Source organism: Pseudomonas sp. PSB11, from assembly GCF_014596605.1.
Taxonomy (GTDB): domain Bacteria; phylum Pseudomonadota; class Gammaproteobacteria; order Pseudomonadales; family Pseudomonadaceae; genus Aquipseudomonas; species Aquipseudomonas umsongensis.
The window spans coordinates 153,944-169,893 of the sequence record NZ_NOIO01000011.1 but is presented as its reverse complement, the minus strand read 5'-3'; the positions used below and the strand labels follow the sequence as shown (position 1 = coordinate 169,893).

Here is a 15,950-nt window from a genome sequence, read left to right as displayed (position 1 = left end):
CCAGCAGGTCGTCGATGATCCGCGCCTGGCTGGCGACCGCATCGCAGATGGTGTTCACGGCTTTGATGGCCGGCCCGGCGGATTTGGTCATCGGCAGGCGCCGCAGCAGTTCGGCATTGAGCTGGATGAGATTGAGCGGGTGCTTGAGTTCGTGGGACATCACGGCAAAGAACTCGTCCTTGAGGTGACTGCTGGTCTGGGTCTCGGCCAGTTGCTGGCTTTGTTGGTCGTGCATGCGCTTGTGACCGGTGAGGTCGCGGGCAATCTTCACGTAGCCCTGCAGGTTCTCGCCCTTGAGCAGCGTGACTTCGCCGCTGCAATAGAAGCGGCTGCCGTCCTTGCGCAAGTGCCAGCGTTCGTCTTCGCCGCGGCCTTGCTCACGGGTCAGGCGTAGTTCGGTTTCCGGCACGCCCTCGGCGCGGTCCTCGGGGGTAAAGATCAGGTCGTAATAGGCGCCGAGCACTTCGTCCTTGGCGTAACCGAAAATCAGCTGCGCGCCGGTGTTCCAGTCGGTAATCACGCCATGCTCGTCGAGAATGATGATCGCAAAATCGTGGGTGCTTTCGGCAACCAGGCGCATGCGCTCGTTATTCAAGCGCAACTCATCCTCCGCCGCTCGCCGCTTGGTGATGTCGATAAAGGTCAGCACCGTGCCGTCGATATGATCCTCGCTGGAACGATAGGGCAGCAATCGGGCGATGTACCAGCGTTGGTCGTTGCTGCTGATCTCGCGCTCGATCATGTTCAGCGAGCCGAAAACCGTCTCCGCATCCTCGACCATTTCCGGATAATCGAGACGGTGGGTGATGTCCATCAACGAGCGCCCGGTGTCGACCGGCAGCATGCTGAAGATGTCCGTGGCCCGGGGGGTGAACCAGCGGATGCGCATGTTGCGATCGACGAACACCGTGGCGATGTCGGTGGAGGTAATCAGGTTGGAAAGGTAGTCGTTGATCTTGTCGGTTTCTTCAACCTTGGTCTTGAGCTCGTAGTTGACCGTCAGCAGCTCCTCGTTGATCGACTGCAACTCTTCCTTGCTGGTCTCCAGCTCTTCGGTGGCCGAACGCAGCTCTTCATTGATGGCCTGCATTTCTTCGTTCGAAGCCTTGAGTTCTTCACTGGAGACTTCCGATTGCTCGATGGTTTCCTGCAAGTGCATCTTGGTGCGCTGCAGTTCATGCTCGAGGCTGGCCAGCAGTTGGTTGTCGCTCTCGTTCGAGGCAACATCCAACTGTAGATTCGCAACGATTTCCTGCTCCTCGAGGATCACCAGCACGTACTCGCTGTCGGTCTCTTCATCCTTGTACGGGTGCGCGCTCAGATCCACCTGGTAATACCGCTGTTCGCGTTGGATACGGACCTTGTTCGAGGTGACGGCAGCGCCTGTTTGATGAACCTGGTAGAGCATCGTGCGCAGCTCCAGTCGCAATTCTGGAAGTGCGAGTGCCAGTAAGCTGCGGGTCAGCTCTCCTGCCACATACCGCAGGAAGCGCCCGGCGCCTTCACTCAGGTGCAGGATGTTGCCGTTGACGTCGACAATGATGCTCGGTGGTGCGGTCTTTTCCAGCGCGCGCAGATGGATATCGGCGAAGGAAATCTTGCGATTCGTCTGGGTTTCAAGGGGGCGGGCGCTGATGGCGGTTCGCGCATAGCCGTCGTGAGGCAGGGCCGGGGCGCGCCGAGGCGTGGTCGCAGGGCTCTTGGCGCGGAAGATGCGATTGCGTTTGTCCACCGGGGTAAACAGGTCCGGGCAGCCATCGGCAAATTCGGATGCCCCCAAAAACAGGAAACCGCCCGGCCGCAAGGCAAAATGAAACATCTCGTAGAGGGTGCGTTGTACGTCGCGGTCCAGGTAAATCAACAGGTTCCTGCAGACAATCAGGTCCATCTGCGAGAACGGTGGGTCCTGTAACAGGCTGTGCTTGGCGAACAGCACCTTGTCACGGATCTCCTTGTGCACCCTGAAGTTCTGGCCCTCCTTGATGAAATGCTGACGCAGGCGCTGGGGAGGGACATCGGTGATGATCGCCCCGGGATAAAGGCCCCTGCGTCCAATGGCGATGGCGCGCTCATCGATGTCCGTGGCAAATACCTGCACTTTGGCCGCTGTAGCCTCTAGCGCCAATTGGTCACTGATCAGAATGGCCACGCTGTAGGCTTCCTCACCTGTCGAACAACCGGCGGACCAGATGCGAATTTCCTCACGGTGCGGCTGGGAGTCGCGTAACGATTTCACCAGGTTGGGCACCACTTCGCGTTCCAGCGCTTCGAAGGCTTCGCGGTCGCGGAAAAAGTTGGTCACGCCGATCAGCATATCGCCCAGCAGGGCGTTGTTTTCTTCCGGGTGCGTTTGCAGGTAGTCGTAGTAGGCGGCCAGGTTTGGCTGGGCGGTCACTTGCAAGCGTCGCTCTATCCGGCGCAGGACCGTGGCGCGCTTGTAGTGCTTGAAATCGTGGCCGGTATGGGTGCGCAAGTGCAACAGGATGTCCTGCAGGATACGCTCGGTCTTTGCTGCATCCCGTTCCTCGGGAAGGGCCGTCTTGAGGCCTGGATCATTGGCGCCGGGCAGGGTGATGGTCTGTGCGTTGTGCCAAAGCTCCAGGAGCTTTTGTGGGATTTGCGCTACGGGCATCACCAGGTCGACCATCCGCGTGTCGATGGCCGCGCGCGGCATGCTGTCGAACTCGGCCTCTTCGGGCGTCTGGACCAGGGTGACGCCCCCTTGCTCCTTGATTCGCGACAGACCGACCGCGCCATCGGAGCCGGCGCCGGAAAGCACCACGCAAAAAGCGCGCTCCTTGTGCACATCCGCCAAATCCCTGAAGAACAGATCGATAGCAATGTGGCTTCCCGCCGAGCGCTGTGCAGGAGCGACCGACAGGTAGCCGTCATTCATGATCAGAGCATGGGCCGGCGAAATGACGTAGACGCAGTTTTTCTCGATCGGGATCGTCTCGGTCACCTGGCGCACCGGCATTTGCGTGACGCCCTGAATGATCCGGTCGGCAATGCTTTCATGGTCTGGCGCCAAATGAAGAATGACCACGAAGGCCATGCCATTGTCATTGGGCATGTGTTCAAAAAACGATTTTACCGCGTTGAGGCCGCCAGCGGAGGCGCCAATCCCGACCACCGGAAATGCAAGGTTGCTGGGGGTCAGTTCCTTTCGTTGCGGAACATTGGGTGAGCGGCTGGGAGTAGTTCTCATAGGAGGCACCTTGATCTCCGGGGCAAGCTCTGCCTACAGCTGCCCAGGGTAAACCGCGATTCCGGTCCCTGGCGTGGATATCGGCGGATGACAGCGATTTACAATTTAACGTCGAGTCGAATCAAGCTTGGACCATCTTGTCGTTCTATGTAAACCGCAACGCGGTCGCCAATTCGTTGAAAGCCAAGATCGACGCTGTGTTCATTGATCTGGAGTGTCCGCACTTCCAGACGGTCAATACCAATGGGCAGTCGAGGTTGCCTGATGATCACTCGACAGTCAGCAGCGTCAATGCTGATCCCCAGGCATGCCTGCAAGAGCATGAAAATGGAGCCTGCTGCCCAGGCTTGAGGCAAACAGGCGACTGGATAGGCAACCGGTGCCTCACCCGGACCACGCTTGAACCCGCAGAACAGTTCGGGTAACCGCATCCCGAAAAACGTCGCGGCTTCGAACATCCCGCTGAGGACACGAACGACGCCCGTATACTCGCCATATCGGGCCATACCTGCTGCGCACAGGGCAACGTCATGCGGCCAAACCGAACCGTTGTGATAAGACATGGGGTTGAACCGCACGGCCCCGGTTTCAAGTGTTCGAACGCCCCAGCCGTTATTGAAGATGTTGGTCAGAAATTGCCGGGCAACCGTTTTTCCCCGTTCAGGCATGGGTAATCCGGTGAACAGCAGGTGACCTGCGTTCGAGGCCTTCACCTCGCAACGCTGGCCATTGCCATCGAGCGCCAGTGCGTAAAATTGCTGATCCTCCATCCAGAAGCATTTTTCAACCGCCCGGCGCAGGTTTTCTGCGATGCCTTGCCATCGAACCGCAGCTTGCTCATTGCCTCGTTGCCTGGCCAAGGTGCTCATGCTCAAGAATGCGCGCCAGGCGTAGCCTTGCACTTCTATCAATGCGATGGGCCCAACCGGGGTGCGGCCATCGCGATGAAAAATGGCGTCATGACTGTCTTTCCAGCCTTGATTGGCCAAGCCGGTGACTTCCCCTCGCTGGTAGCTGATAAAGCCTTCGGCATTCTTCGAGGCATTGGTCTCCATCCAGAGCGTGGCCAGTTCCAGTGCCGGCCAAAGTGCTTCAATGAACGCCCGATCGTTGGTGCGTTTTGCATAGGCGCCGGCCAGCATCACGAACAAGGGGGTCGTATCGACGCCTCCGTAATAACGGGCAAAGGGTAATTCGTTGAGTTTCGACATTTCACCCTGACGCGTCTCATGCATGATTTTTCCCGGCTCAGCATCGCTGAAGGTCGAAATCTCCGTGGCCTGATGAGCAGCCAGGTAGGCGAGCACACCTCGGGCAAGGCACGGGTTGAGCCAGAGTGATTGATAGGCTGTGATAATCGCATCGCGGCCAAAAGGTGTGGAGTACCAAGGAACGCCGGCATAGGGGTAGGGGCCGGAGGGAAGATCGGCAGTCAATAAGGCCAGGTCAGCCCGGGATTTGTTTATCCAACCCTGAAACAGCCGGCCGGAAGCCTTGATCCGAGCCCCTCGCTGCTCTTTCCTGCGCATGGCCCGGCAAGCTTGCGCGGCGGCGGACCGATAGCGCGTGCGGCCAGGACTGACAATGCTGGAGCCTACTTCAACATACAACTCGCGGCGCTCGTGAGCGCCGATATCGATCTGAAAACTCGCACTGTCGCCGCTGATGTGTTCTGGCAATCGGGAAAAACTGATCGCCATGCAGCGTCGCTGATGGTCCAGTCCCTGGTAATGAAGCATCACGCCCTGGTCGAGTACTTCAGGTTTGGTCAGCGTGCCACGCAATGGCCGTTTTTGACCACGAACTTCGAACATGTCGAGGAAGTCTCCCCGGAACCGCAGTTCAACCGGTAGTTTGCCGGGTTGCTCGCTGTAGTTGAAAAAGCAGATGCGCTCGAACATTCGCTCTTCCCAAAGAAAGCGTTTGCGCTCGATATGGATGACGCCTTGCGGTGTGTCCTCTTCTCCCAGTACCGGTAGCGGATGGTTGGTCAAATGTGAGCGGAAGTACACGTTGTCGCGGCTGACCGCCGCCGAGAGCAGCGACGGACGCCGACCCGCCACGGTCAATTGATATTCGGATAACAAACGCGTGTCGTGGTAGAACATGCCCACGGCACCGCCGTCGATATCACCGAATGCATTGGCCACCAGGTACGTATTGTGATCGACCAGCACATACAAGGTATGCGCAACGGGTTCGTTCGCACCGGGTTTTGGTTGAGGCTGTTCAGGATTGCTGGACGATGTATTCATGGGCTATGTCCGGCACTGTGTAATCAGACCTGTCGGTGAGTTTCCGATAGAGGTCAACATAATGTTGCGCCATCACCTTGGCTGAAAAACGTCTGACGAATACGTCACGTATCACTTGTCGATCAAGCTCAAGTACCTGACGGGCAGCGAGCACCGCCTCTTGTTCGCTATTGATTATGAAGCCGGTTACACCATGATCAACCACTTCGGGGACAGAACCGCAGCGCCAGGCGATGACCGGCGTACCGCAGGCCATGGCCTCGATCATCACCAGGCCGAAGGGTTCGGGCCAATCAATGGGAAAGAGCAGCGCCCGGGCGTTGCCCAGGAACGCGGATTTGTCGGCATCGCCAATCTCGCCGATGAACTCGACGCCTGGCAGTGTCAGCAAAGGGCGAATCTGCCGTTCGAAGTATTCGCGATCGGCGGCGTCGACCTTGGCGGCGATTTTTAGTGGCAAGCCGGCAGCGTGCGCAATGCGGATAGCCCGGTCGGGACGCTTTTCCGGAGAAATACGCCCCAGGAAGGCGAGGTAGTCACCCGGTCTTGAATGGAACGTCAGACTGGACTGCGGTAAACCGTGATAAACGGTGTCGATCCAATTGGCGTTCGGTAATGGCTGGCGCTGATGTTGCGAAATTGAAACCAGGGGATAGTGAGACCATCGAGAATAGGCTCCCTCCAGATCCTTGATATCAAGGCGACCATGAATAGTGGTCAAGACCTTATGCGCCATGTCTTCGAAAAATGGAAAATGCAACAGGTCTATATGAAAGTGCAGCACATCGAACGCTGCCGCCCGATGTCGCAACTCATACAGCAAACTCAAGTGACTCGCCAACTCGGACTTCAACGGACTACTGTCCAGTCGCAACGCCTGATCCCGGGCTGCGACCAGGTTTGCACAAGTGCGCGATCCCTCGGCGGCAAAAAGGGTGACGTCATGTCCCAGTCCGACTAAAGCATCCGTTAGATGAGCTACGACTCTTTCGGTTCCTCCATAGAGACAAGGGGGCACGGATTCATACAGCGGGGCTATTTGTGCGATTTTCATAGCCGCGATCTCTAAGTAATCAGCGTTTATGGAAAAGACCTGCCGTCAAGTTTTTCGACCTGACCGTAAAGACATTGGATTTATTGCCACGACAAGCGGTTAATTCATAGAGGAAAGCTAAATGTGCAGCGACAGTGATATTGCAAATATATAGTTTTGGGAATGATTTTCGTGGAGGAAATCGTCCGACAAGTGGCGGGTTTCAGTAAGTTGACGCTGTAGATTTGTCGTACTAAATATTTCGTATTGCGTTGGTTTTCATCGAAATTCAAACAAGAGGGAGGCCACGAAGATGATGCGCAGAGGTTCCACGTATTGGCTCTGGGCGGACTGCGAGTTGCATTGTCGATCCCACGATGAATTGCAAAATGATGGCACTCTCATTGATGTTCAAACAAGAGTTTCCAGAAAGGGTAGAACGCAGCTATTCATCGGTGTCTACGACAAAAACGGTTCGCCTTTATTTGAAGAGGCCCACGACTGTTTGCCCCACGATACGATGACCACGGCACTGGCATGGGGGGTATCTCGTGCGCGGGAGATTGCCTCGGGAAACCTGGTAATGAATGCTCAGAGTGACACAAACCACATCGCAGCCAGCGATTCTCAACGAACAACCTTGGGTTGAATCCCCCGTCGAACGCCAGCGCCGCGCCAATCAAGCGCAGGCGCTGGCTGCTTGCGCTAGTTGGGTATTGGAATAGTGATGCCTTCCTTCTCCAAATCTTCGCGTACCGATTGGAACTTCTGGTACTTGGACAATTCGATCGGGCCGTCATAGCTCATGCTTTGCAGTTTGCGAGGAGGGTACTGAACGTAGGTTTTCATCAGCTGGGTGATTGCCATGCTGATTGGCACCATTGTCCAGGTGCGCTCGGTGTAGTTGTTCATGAAAATGTCATAGCGCTCCTGCGGATCCTGCAGCAAGTCGAACACCTGCGGTACGGTCGCTACATACTTGGACGGGCCTTTCCAGCCTTGGTTGCTGTCGACGGCCAGGCCACCGGTCACGGCGCCGTTGTCGCCACGCAGGTTGAACACCGCCTTGTAATTGCCGACACGGGCAGCGCCCGGGGAGAGTTCGTTCTCGGTGAAGTAGAACCACTCCTTGCGCGGATCAGGGCCGGTGCCGAGCAACACAGGGGTCATGTCATAGCTGTCGAACATGATCGGTTTTCCTTCGCGATCCTTGTCCGGCAGCTTGATCCCGGCAACCGAGGCGAACGTCGCCATCAGGTCCAGTCCGCCGATGATGTCGTGGTTTTTTGCGTCCGGCTTGATCTTGCCGGGCCAGGACATGATCGCCGGCACCCGGTTGCCCCCTTCACGCACGGTGCCTTTGGTGCCACGGAAGGGCGTGTAGCCAGCGTCCGGATAAACGTCCTGCCAGGCGCCGTTATCGGTGGTGTAGACCACCAGGGTGTTCTTATCCAGGCCCAGCGCCTTGAGCTTGTCGAGGATGCGGCCAATGTGGGTATCGAGCTCAACCACGGAGTCGGCGTACTTGGTCTTGGAGATCGACTTGTGGACGAACTCCGGCGCTGGCAGGTTGGGCTGGTGAACCTTCATGAAGTTGACGTTGATAAAGAACGGCTTGCCGGATTTGGCCGCGGTGTCGAGAAACTCCAGCGCCGCCTTTTCCACATAGTTGTCGAAGAACGGAATGCCCACGACACCGGGCTTGCCATCCACTACCGGGGTGTCGACGTACTGGCCGTTGATCTTGAACTCTTCAACGGCTTTTTCCCCGGCCTTGCCCGACAACGCGCCCTGGGTCACCTTGGCGAACATGGCACGGGTTTCTTCATCCATGTCCGGGAACCAGGTAGGGTCGGCATAGGTGTAGGCGTTGAGATGATAGAGGCCAACGTACTTCATCACGTCGTAGCCCTGGGCATTGGGCAGTGCGTAATCAGCCTCGCCCAGGTGCCACTTGCCGGTGAAGTAAGTCTCATAGCCGCCGGTTTTCAGCACCGATGCCAATGTCCATTCAGCCGCCGGCAAACCGCCGCCCTGGCCCTGGAACGCCACCGTGGTCATGCCGCTGCGATTGGGGATGCGCCCGGTCTGCATGGCGGCGCGGCCTGGGGTGCAGCTTGGTTGGGCATAGAAGGAGTAGAAGGTGGTGCCCTCTGCGGCGAGCCGGTCGATGCTCGGCGTTGGCATCCCTCGACCCACGCCGCCGCCGTAGGGGCCCAGGTCACCGTAGCCGGTGTCGTCGGAGACGATGAAAAGGATATTGGGTTTTTCGGTTTGGGCAGCTTGGGCAAAGTTGATTGCCATCAACAATGAACAGGCGAGGTAAAACCTGGGGCGGTGCGCGAACTCGTTCATAAGGTTTCCTTTCTCAAGTCCGATACTCGTTGCGGGCCGCTCAAGCATCGAGCGCAAAACAACAAGCATGATCGTTAGTAACCCCCAACGTTTAGCCTGGACAGTTCAAGGTAGCCATCAAACAACGCGATGACATTTCCATTCACTGCTCAAGGCAGTCGTGCAAGATTAGTTCGACAATTCGCGCCCCGCGTGGTCGTAGCTCGTGGATTAGATGTCGTTCGTCGATTATTTGCACTTCGACCATCGATGTTTTTTATTGAACAGGTCATGAAGGTCTCCACTCCATCGCTCTAATCCGGGCCTTGTGCCGCCAATGTCGTAAAACTGTAATGGCAGGAAGAATCGCTTGAACATTACCGGCACGCCTTACGCCAACCTTGACCTGGTAACCGCCAGCCCTGAGCTGTCTGACCTGCAGTCAAAGCTCGAGAGCAAGTTCAAGGTCGACAAGCTGCGCAAGCTGCTGGTGGAACTGTCCGAGTATCCATTCCTGCGGTAACGGCGATTTGTGGTTTCAATTTATTTATATAGCGAGTGAGCCTGTAGGAGCGAGCCTGCTCGCGAAGAAGGTCCTGACAACGTATTCATCCAGACAGGGCGCGTTATCGTTAACGTCCATCGCGAGCATGCTCGCTCCTACAGGGGATTGGGGGGTATCCGCAAAAGACTGGTCGGCTGCCAGGCCGCTCGTTATTGCTGTTTATCCTCAGTGCTCAAATCCGCTTTGCGCCGATCGTTGCCGTTCGGGTTGCCGACGTTGATCAGCCTTCTTTCCAGCAAGATGTTTTGCAACGCTTCGCGGTCTGACGGGGACATTTGGTGTTCTCGCTCCTTGAGTTCAAGCAGGATCGGGCTGGACCACTGGCGGTAGGTTTGCTCGGCATTACGAGTGGATGACATCGCTTCCTCCATGGGGTGATTTCTGCCAATCAACACGCCTTGGTTCTATACGCAAAATGACCCTAGCCGAGGAAGGCCATTGTCGCCAATGCCTCACATCGGAAGGGTTCAGGCGCGTGCTGTAGCGGTGCGTCGGACATTGTTGCGAAAGACCCGGGGGGATGCGTCGATTGTCAGGAACGGGCCGATCAGATCGACCCGATCCTCGTGCCTCTAGACGAAGCCCTGGCCATGAAAGCCCCGTGGCAGCCGTTGCATTCCTGCCATGGCGGTCAGTCGCTCGGTCCAGGCCTGGCGCCAGTCATTGACCACGTGAGCGGTTTTTGCCTTGCGTGCGGCGCGGCGTGCAGCGTTGCGCTCGGTTTTGCGCGCCTCTTTGTAAGCGTCGGTGTTTCGACAGCTTCTGCATTTCACCCGATTCAGTTCCCGGGTGGAGGTGAGGTTGCTGCCCTTGTGACCGCAGGCAAGGTGCCCGCCGATTTTGAAGTGGGTGACCATCAGAACGCCTCCTTCGTAACGAAGTAATCGTTAGACAACCCTGTGTTAGTGATGTTCGCCGCTTGCGGTCGCAAAAAAACCAGCGCCCGGCTGGTTTGAGGGACAAGAATCAGGCAAGCACTCGCTCGGCGACGATAGCGTCGCCGATCATGCGTCCTGCATCAGGTCGTGCCTGCGTATCGGTATCCCGATCTGGATCATCTGAACCGTGGCAGAGGCCGGTCGACTGGCTTGAGCGACGACAGTGTATTGCGGATCAGGGGTGTATCCTTCTCGATGTCGTTCAGACGATCACGGATTCTGAGCGCAGTCGGGTGTCCGCCTTGATGATCGACCCAGTCGGCGATTTCCTTGCACGCGGCGGCCAGGCGAACCTGACGGGAGTCGAGCAGGGTGAGCAGGGTGGTGATGGACTCTTTTTCGGACATGGGGAACACCTCCGTTTAAGAACCTGAAGATTGGCAGTAAAAAGCCCGCCGCAAGCGAGCTTTGTACCGATGGGCGCTGATCCTTCAGCACTTTGTCAGTATAGACCCGCGAATGTTTGTCAGCCTTGCCGGACCATCACTTGTGACCGGGCGTTGAGCTGTCGGCATACCCGCTGGGCATCGTATTCATGATCGTAGCCGTCACCGATGAAACCATTGGTGCGGGTATCGGCGATGCGGTACCAGACGGCGGCTTCAGCGGGTTGATGCACGGTTTCTCCAGCCCGGCGTCCATGAATGATGATCTTGTTGCAGCGCTTGACGACGAAAATGTCTTCCATGGCTTCACCGCAGCTGATTGGCGTACAGATCAACTATAGAAGCCATTTGCAATCGTGCAAAAAATAGGCAGGTCAGTTCGTCGCCTCGGACGCCATTTTCTCCAGCAGCATCGCCAGTGCGACTTCCTCCGCCCGCAGGCCTTTACGAACCCTCGGCTTTGGCAGTTGCGCCAGGGCGCCGAGCAGGAAACCATCGAGTACCGCCGGGTGGATGTAGCACTTGCGGCACACCGCCGGAGTGTTGCCCAACTGTCTGGCGACGTCCTTGACCATCGCCACCACGTGCTGTTTTGCCTGGGACTCGGGTTGCCACTCGAGCTCGCGCAGAACCGCCAGGGCCAGGGCGCTGCCGGCCCAGGTGCGGTAGTCCTTGGCGGTGAAGTCGGCGCCGGTCAGGGTTTGCAGGTAGGCGTTGACGTCGGCGGAAGTGATCGTGTGTCGCTCGCCGTTTTCATCGAGGTATTGAAAAAGGTTTTGCCCGGGAATGTCCTGGCAACGCTTGATGATACGCGCCAGGCGCCGGTCCTTCACGGTGATCTGGTGCTCGACGCCACTCTTGCCGCGAAACTGGAACTGGATCGCACTGCCGTTGACCTCGACATGGCGGTTGCGCAGGGTGGTCAGGCCGTAGGAGCGGTTGTCTCGGGCGTACTGGGTATTGCCGACACGGATCAGCGTTGCGTCGAGCAAGGTGATGACGGTGGCCATGACCTTGTCGCGACTCAAACCCGGCGCCTCCAGCAAGGTTTCCAGTTGTTTGCGCAGCTTGGGCAGGGCCAGGCCGAAATCCCTCAGCCGCGAGTATTTGTCGCTGTCGCGCACCTCGCGCCAGCGCGGGTGATAGCGGTACTGCTTGCGCCCGCGGGCGTCGCGACCGGTGGCCTGCAGGTGCCCGCGCGGGTCGCTGCAGATCCACACGTCGGTATAGGCCGGGGGTACCGCCAGGGCGTTGATGCGCTGGATTTCTTGCGGGTCGACGATGCGCTGGCCAGTGGGGTCGAAATAGCAGAATTTGCCGCGCAGTTTGCGGCGGGTGATGCCGGGCTGGGTGTCATCGACGTAGTGCAGGTCACGGGGCAGTGCATCGGGCATGGCGATTGTCCTGGGCGAGGGATCGAGGGGCCGTTACAGCCATTGACCCCGCGCCGCGCCAGTCGTGCCCACGGCGTTACGCCAGCACGGCCACGGCCTTGATCTGCGCCCAGAGACGTTGGCCCGGGTGCAGGTGCAGGTGGTCCCGGGAATAGCGGGTGATACGTGCAAGCAAAGGGCTGCCCTCGGCGTCCAGGCGCACCAGCACATGGGCGTTGTTGTCGGCGGGCATTTCGCTGACCACCGTCACGGGCAGGCGATTGAGGATGCTGCTTTGGTAATCGCCGAGCAGGCTGAGGCTGACATCCCGCGCCTGGACCTTGCAACGTAACGCCTGGCCCATCGCCATCGGCGTGTGGGTCACGCGAATGTTCAGGTCCGTATCGGGCAGTTGCAGCGTCAACAACTGGTAGTCGGCGTCATAAGCGGCGACATGCCCTTGGATCACTACGCCGGCGTTGTCACCCAGCGCCAGCGGCAAGTCGAGGCGTGCGAGGGTCTGGCCGATGGGGCCGCTGGCGAGCGCCTTGCCGTCGCTGAGCAGCACCAGGTGATCGGCCAGTTGCGCGACTTCATCCTGGGAGTGGCTGACATAGAGCACCGGGATGTCCAGTTCATCGTGCAGCCGTTGCAGGTAAGGCAGGATCTCGCTTTTGCGTTGCGCGTCCAGTGCTGCCAGCGGTTCGTCCATCAACAGCAGTGTCGGGCTGGTGAGCAGGGCGCGCGCCATGCCGACACGCTGCCGTTCGCCGCCGGAAAGGTGCTGCGGATGGCGGTCGAGCAGATGACTGATACCCAGCAGTTCGGTCGCGTGTGCCATGTCGACCCGGCGCTGAGGCTTGGGGATGCGCTTGAGGCCAAATTGCAGGTTGGCCAGCACCGACAGATGAGGGAACAGGCTGGCTTCCTGGAACACGTAACCCAGTGCGCGCTTGTGCGGCGGGACGAAAACCCCCTTGGCGCTGTCTTGCCACACTTCATCGTTGACTTGGATAAATCCCTCGTCGGCGCGTTCCAGCCCGGCGATGCAGCGCAGGCAGGTGGTCTTGCCAGACCCGGAGTGTCCAAACAGCGCCGTTACCCCGCGGCCGGGCAACTGCAGATCGACATCGAGGGCGAACCCCGGATAACTCAGTTTCAGACGCATTTGAATCATCGATCAGCTCCAGCCTGTTTTGGTTTTACGGCTGGAGTACAGCGCCAGCAACACTGCAAATGAGAACACCAGCATGACCCCGGCCAGCCAATGGGCCTGGGCATATTCCATGGCTTCGACGTGATCGTAGATCTGCACCGAGACCACTCGGGTCTTGTCGGGGATGTTGCCGCCGATCATCAGCACCACGCCGAATTCCCCGACGGTGTGGGCAAAGCCGAGGATGGCCGCGGTGAAGAAACCGGGCCTGGCCAGGGGCAGGGTGACGCTGAAAAATGTGTCCCAGGGACCGGCGCGCAGGGTGGCGGCCACTTCCAGCGGACGGGTGCCAATGGCGGAAAAAGCGTTTTGCAGCGGCTGGACCACGAACGGCATCGAATACAGCACCGACCCGATCACCAACCCTGCAAAACTGAAGGTGAGGGTGCCAAGTCCAAGGGATTGGGTTAACTGGCCGACAAACCCGTGGGGGCCGAGCGCCAGCAACAGATAGAAACCGATCACCGTGGGCGGCAGCACCAGGGGCAGGGCGACGATCGCCCCGACCGGGCCGCGCAGCCAGGATTGGGTGCGCGAGAGCCATAACGCCAGTGGAGTACCGACCAGCAAAAGAATGACGGTCGTCAGGGACGCCAGTTTCAGGGTCAGCCAGATGGCGGAAAAATCGGCACTCGATAGCGACATTTAGATCTGGTAACCGTAGGACTTGATGATGGCAGCGGCTTTTGGCCCCTTGAGGTACTCGACCAGTGCCTTGGCGGCTGGATTATCCTTGCCCTTGTTGAGGATGACCGCGTCTTGCTTGATCGGGTCATGCAGGTCGGCCGGGACGATCCACGCCGAGCCGCTGGTGATCTTGCCGTCCTTGTAGATCTGCGACAAGGCAACGAAGCCGAGTTCGGCATTGCCCGTGGACACGAACTGGTAGGCCTGGGTGATGTTCTGTCCTTCGACGAGCTTGTCCTTGACCTTGTCGGCCAGGCCTTTTTTGGCCAGCACCTGGGTCGCTGCAAGGCCGTAAGGCGCGGCTTTCGGGTTGGCGATGGACAGATGCTGATAGGTGTTATCGCCCAGGACGTTGCCCTTGGCATCGACGTAGCCTGCCTTGGCCGACCACAGGGCCAGCGTGCCGATGGCGTAGGTGAAGCGCGAGCCCTTGACGGTGTCGCCTTCGGCTTCAAGTTTTTGCGCGGTGGTGTCGTCTGCCGAGAGGAACACCTCGAACGGCGCGCCATTCTTGATCTGGGTATAGAACTGCCCGGTTGCACCGAAGGCCGTGACCAGTTTGTGCCCGGTGTCCTTCTCGAAGTCAGCGGCGATGGCCTGGATCGGCGCGGTGAAGTTGGCAGCGACAGCGACCTGGACCTCGTCTGCCTGGGCAGAGCCGAAGGCGAACACGGCGAGCAGGCTCGCCAGGCAAGTGGGGGCAAAACGTGAGGCACGAATGGTCATGAAACGGCTCCGTCACAGGCAAGTGCTGCAAGATGGGTGAATCGCTATATATCGGAATATATAGCGAAATGCCGGTAAACGGAATGTGTTGCAGCGCTAACCGTGTTCCCCGCCACCACGGTCAGCGCCGGAGCAACTTCGCCAACCCTTCCTCGGCCAGGCGTCGGGTCAATTCGGCGGTGCCCGACTCAACCCCCAGGGTGAATGCCTGTCCGGCCCAGAGGTTGCTGAAGTCTGCCTCGCCTTTGGCACGCAACGGCAGCAATGCACCGCCTGCGAGGGGAAAACGCGGCGCATGGTCGCTCATCGGCCCGAGCTCGCGCATTACCCGATTGAGTATCCCCCGTGCCGGGCGACCGGTGAAAATGTTGGTGACCGCGGTCTCGCTTTCCCTGGCGGTCCGCAAGGCCTGGTGATGCGCGGCACTGACCTTGGCCTCTGGCGTGAACAGGTACGCCGTGCCCACTTGCACCGCCGAAGCCCCCAGCATGAACGCCGCCGCCACACCCCGCGCATCGGCAATGCCGCCAGCGGCAATCACCGGTACGTTCACGGCATCGACCACTTGGGGCACCAGGGCGAAGGTGCCGACCTGGCTGCTCAGGTCATCACTGAGAAACATACCCCGATGCCCGCCCGCTTCAAGACCCATGGCGATGATCGCGTCGCAACCCTGCTGCTCGAGCCAGATGGCCTCTTCGACGGTGGTGGCCGAGGACAGTACCTTTGCCCCGGTGGCCTTGACCCGATCCAGCAGGGATTTTTCCGGCAGGCCAAAGTGGAAACTCACGACTTCGGGGCGCAATTGTTCGACCACTTCGCAGGCGCCCTGGTCGAACGGCGCGCGATTGGACACCGGTGTCGGTGCATCGAAATCGATACCCAGTTCGCGGTAATAGGGCTGCAGCAGGTTTTTCCAGTCCTGGGCGCGTTGCTCGTCGGCCGCCGGCGGCTGATGGCAGAAGAAGTTGACGTTGATCGGGCGCTGGCACTGTTGGCGAATGCCCTTGAGCTCGTCACGCAATTGCTCGACGCTCAGCATGGCGGCAGGCATCGAGCCGAGGCCGCCGGCGTTGCTTGCCGCAATGACCATGGCAGCGGTGGTGGCGCCGGCCATGGGGGCCTGGATAATCGGGAGCTCGATTCCGAGCAGGTCAAGAATGCGCGTATCTGGCCATTGACTCATTTCAGTTTGTACTCCGACGTTGGAACCGGGCAGGGCTCGATTT

General features: G+C 58.8%; 13 protein-coding genes and 1 pseudogene. 1 reads left to right on the top strand and 13 read right to left on the bottom strand.

Annotated elements, in window-relative coordinates:
• The 4 genes from CGA21_RS15550 to CGA21_RS15535 form a co-directional block, all read right to left on the bottom strand.
• A partial coding sequence (locus tag CGA21_RS15550) for a CheR family methyltransferase (RefSeq protein WP_188264540.1) occupies positions 1-3,208 on the bottom strand: 3,208 nt, incomplete at its 3' end.
• Between the two features lie 98 nt (positions 3,209-3,306).
• Positions 3,307-5,463: an amylo-alpha-1,6-glucosidase gene (locus CGA21_RS15545; protein WP_188264539.1), complete on the bottom strand. Its 2,157-nt coding sequence runs from the start codon at positions 5,461-5,463 to the stop codon at positions 3,307-3,309.
• Positions 5,438-6,517: a glycosyltransferase family 4 protein gene (locus CGA21_RS15540; protein ID WP_188264538.1), complete on the bottom strand. Its 1,080-nt coding sequence runs from the start codon at positions 6,515-6,517 to the stop codon at positions 5,438-5,440. Before CGA21_RS15540 ends, CGA21_RS15545 begins: the two co-directional genes overlap by 26 nt.
• 684 nt (positions 6,518-7,201) lie before the next feature.
• The gene (locus CGA21_RS15535) at positions 7,202-8,800 is read right to left on the bottom strand and encodes an arylsulfatase (protein ID WP_411157073.1); all 1,599 of its coding nucleotides are present in this window, start codon (positions 8,798-8,800) and stop codon (positions 7,202-7,204) included.
• Between the two features lie 385 nt (positions 8,801-9,185).
• On the opposite strand from CGA21_RS15535, the pseudogene CGA21_RS15530 reads away from it, so the two are divergent.
• Positions 9,186-9,335: pseudogene (locus tag CGA21_RS15530) on the top strand (ParA family protein); the annotation flags it as partial.
• Between the two features lie 209 nt (positions 9,336-9,544).
• Here CGA21_RS15530 and CGA21_RS15525 read toward each other — a convergent pair.
• From CGA21_RS15525 to CGA21_RS15485, 9 genes are all read right to left on the bottom strand, one after another.
• Entirely contained in the window at positions 9,545-9,754 is a 210-nt protein-coding gene (locus tag CGA21_RS15525; RefSeq protein ID WP_188264537.1) for a hypothetical protein, read from the bottom strand.
• Positions 9,755-9,967: 213 nt separating this feature from the next.
• A complete protein-coding gene (locus CGA21_RS15520; protein ID WP_188264536.1) occupies positions 9,968-10,252 on the bottom strand; it encodes a hypothetical protein in 285 nt (94 codons plus the stop codon).
• A gap of 197 nt (positions 10,253-10,449) precedes the next feature.
• Complete coding sequence (locus CGA21_RS15515; protein WP_056852777.1) at positions 10,450-10,680, bottom strand: hypothetical protein; 231 nt, start codon at positions 10,678-10,680, stop codon at positions 10,450-10,452.
• 119 nt (positions 10,681-10,799) lie between these two features.
• Positions 10,800-11,021, bottom strand: coding sequence for a hypothetical protein (locus CGA21_RS15510; protein WP_188264535.1), 222 nt, complete (start codon positions 11,019-11,021; stop codon positions 10,800-10,802).
• Between the two features lie 72 nt (positions 11,022-11,093).
• On the bottom strand, positions 11,094-12,113 hold the full coding sequence (locus CGA21_RS15505) for a DNA topoisomerase IB (protein ID WP_188264534.1): 1,020 nt from the start codon (positions 12,111-12,113) through the stop codon (positions 11,094-11,096).
• 76 nt (positions 12,114-12,189) lie between these two features.
• The gene (gene modC, locus CGA21_RS15500) at positions 12,190-13,269 is read right to left on the bottom strand and encodes a molybdenum ABC transporter ATP-binding protein (protein WP_188264533.1); all 1,080 of its coding nucleotides are present in this window, start codon (positions 13,267-13,269) and stop codon (positions 12,190-12,192) included.
• 3 nt (positions 13,270-13,272) lie between these two features.
• Positions 13,273-13,953, bottom strand: coding sequence for a molybdate ABC transporter permease subunit (gene modB / locus CGA21_RS15495; RefSeq protein ID WP_179057188.1), 681 nt, complete (start codon positions 13,951-13,953; stop codon positions 13,273-13,275).
• Positions 13,954-14,721, bottom strand: coding sequence for a molybdate ABC transporter substrate-binding protein (gene modA / locus CGA21_RS15490; protein WP_223194143.1), 768 nt, complete (start codon positions 14,719-14,721; stop codon positions 13,954-13,956).
• Positions 14,722-14,842: 121 nt separating this feature from the next.
• Positions 14,843-15,907 carry an NAD(P)H-dependent flavin oxidoreductase gene (locus CGA21_RS15485; protein WP_188264532.1) on the bottom strand — a complete coding sequence of 355 codons (1,065 nt, stop codon included), beginning with the start codon at positions 15,905-15,907 and terminating at the stop codon, positions 14,843-14,845.
• Between the last annotated feature and the right edge of the window lie 43 nt (positions 15,908-15,950).

Bases quoted from the DNA above. Each gene is read 5' to 3' on its own strand.
- CGA21_RS15545 (WP_188264539.1), bottom strand. From the start codon at position 5,463: ATGAATACATCGTCCAGCAATCCTGAACAGCCTCAACCAAAACCCGGT.
- CGA21_RS15540 (WP_188264538.1), bottom strand. From the start codon at position 6,517: ATGAAAATCGCACAAATAGCCCCGCTGTATGAATCCGTGCCCCCTTGT.
- CGA21_RS15535 (WP_411157073.1), bottom strand. From the start codon at position 8,800: ATGGCAATCAACTTTGCCCAAGCTGCCCAAACCGAAAAACCCAATATC.
- CGA21_RS15525 (WP_188264537.1), bottom strand. From the start codon at position 9,754: ATGTCATCCACTCGTAATGCCGAGCAAACCTACCGCCAGTGGTCCAGC.
- CGA21_RS15520 (WP_188264536.1), bottom strand. From the start codon at position 10,252: ATGGTCACCCACTTCAAAATCGGCGGGCACCTTGCCTGCGGTCACAAG.
- CGA21_RS15515 (WP_056852777.1), bottom strand. From the start codon at position 10,680: ATGTCCGAAAAAGAGTCCATCACCACCCTGCTCACCCTGCTCGACTCC.
- CGA21_RS15510 (WP_188264535.1), bottom strand. From the start codon at position 11,021: ATGGAAGACATTTTCGTCGTCAAGCGCTGCAACAAGATCATCATTCAT.
- CGA21_RS15505 (WP_188264534.1), bottom strand. From the start codon at position 12,113: ATGCCCGATGCACTGCCCCGTGACCTGCACTACGTCGATGACACCCAG.
- modC (WP_188264533.1), bottom strand. From the start codon at position 13,269: ATGATTCAAATGCGTCTGAAACTGAGTTATCCGGGGTTCGCCCTCGAT.
- modB (WP_179057188.1), bottom strand. From the start codon at position 13,953: ATGTCGCTATCGAGTGCCGATTTTTCCGCCATCTGGCTGACCCTGAAA.
- modA (WP_223194143.1), bottom strand. From the start codon at position 14,721: ATGACCATTCGTGCCTCACGTTTTGCCCCCACTTGCCTGGCGAGCCTG.
- CGA21_RS15485 (WP_188264532.1), bottom strand. From the start codon at position 15,907: ATGAGTCAATGGCCAGATACGCGCATTCTTGACCTGCTCGGAATCGAG.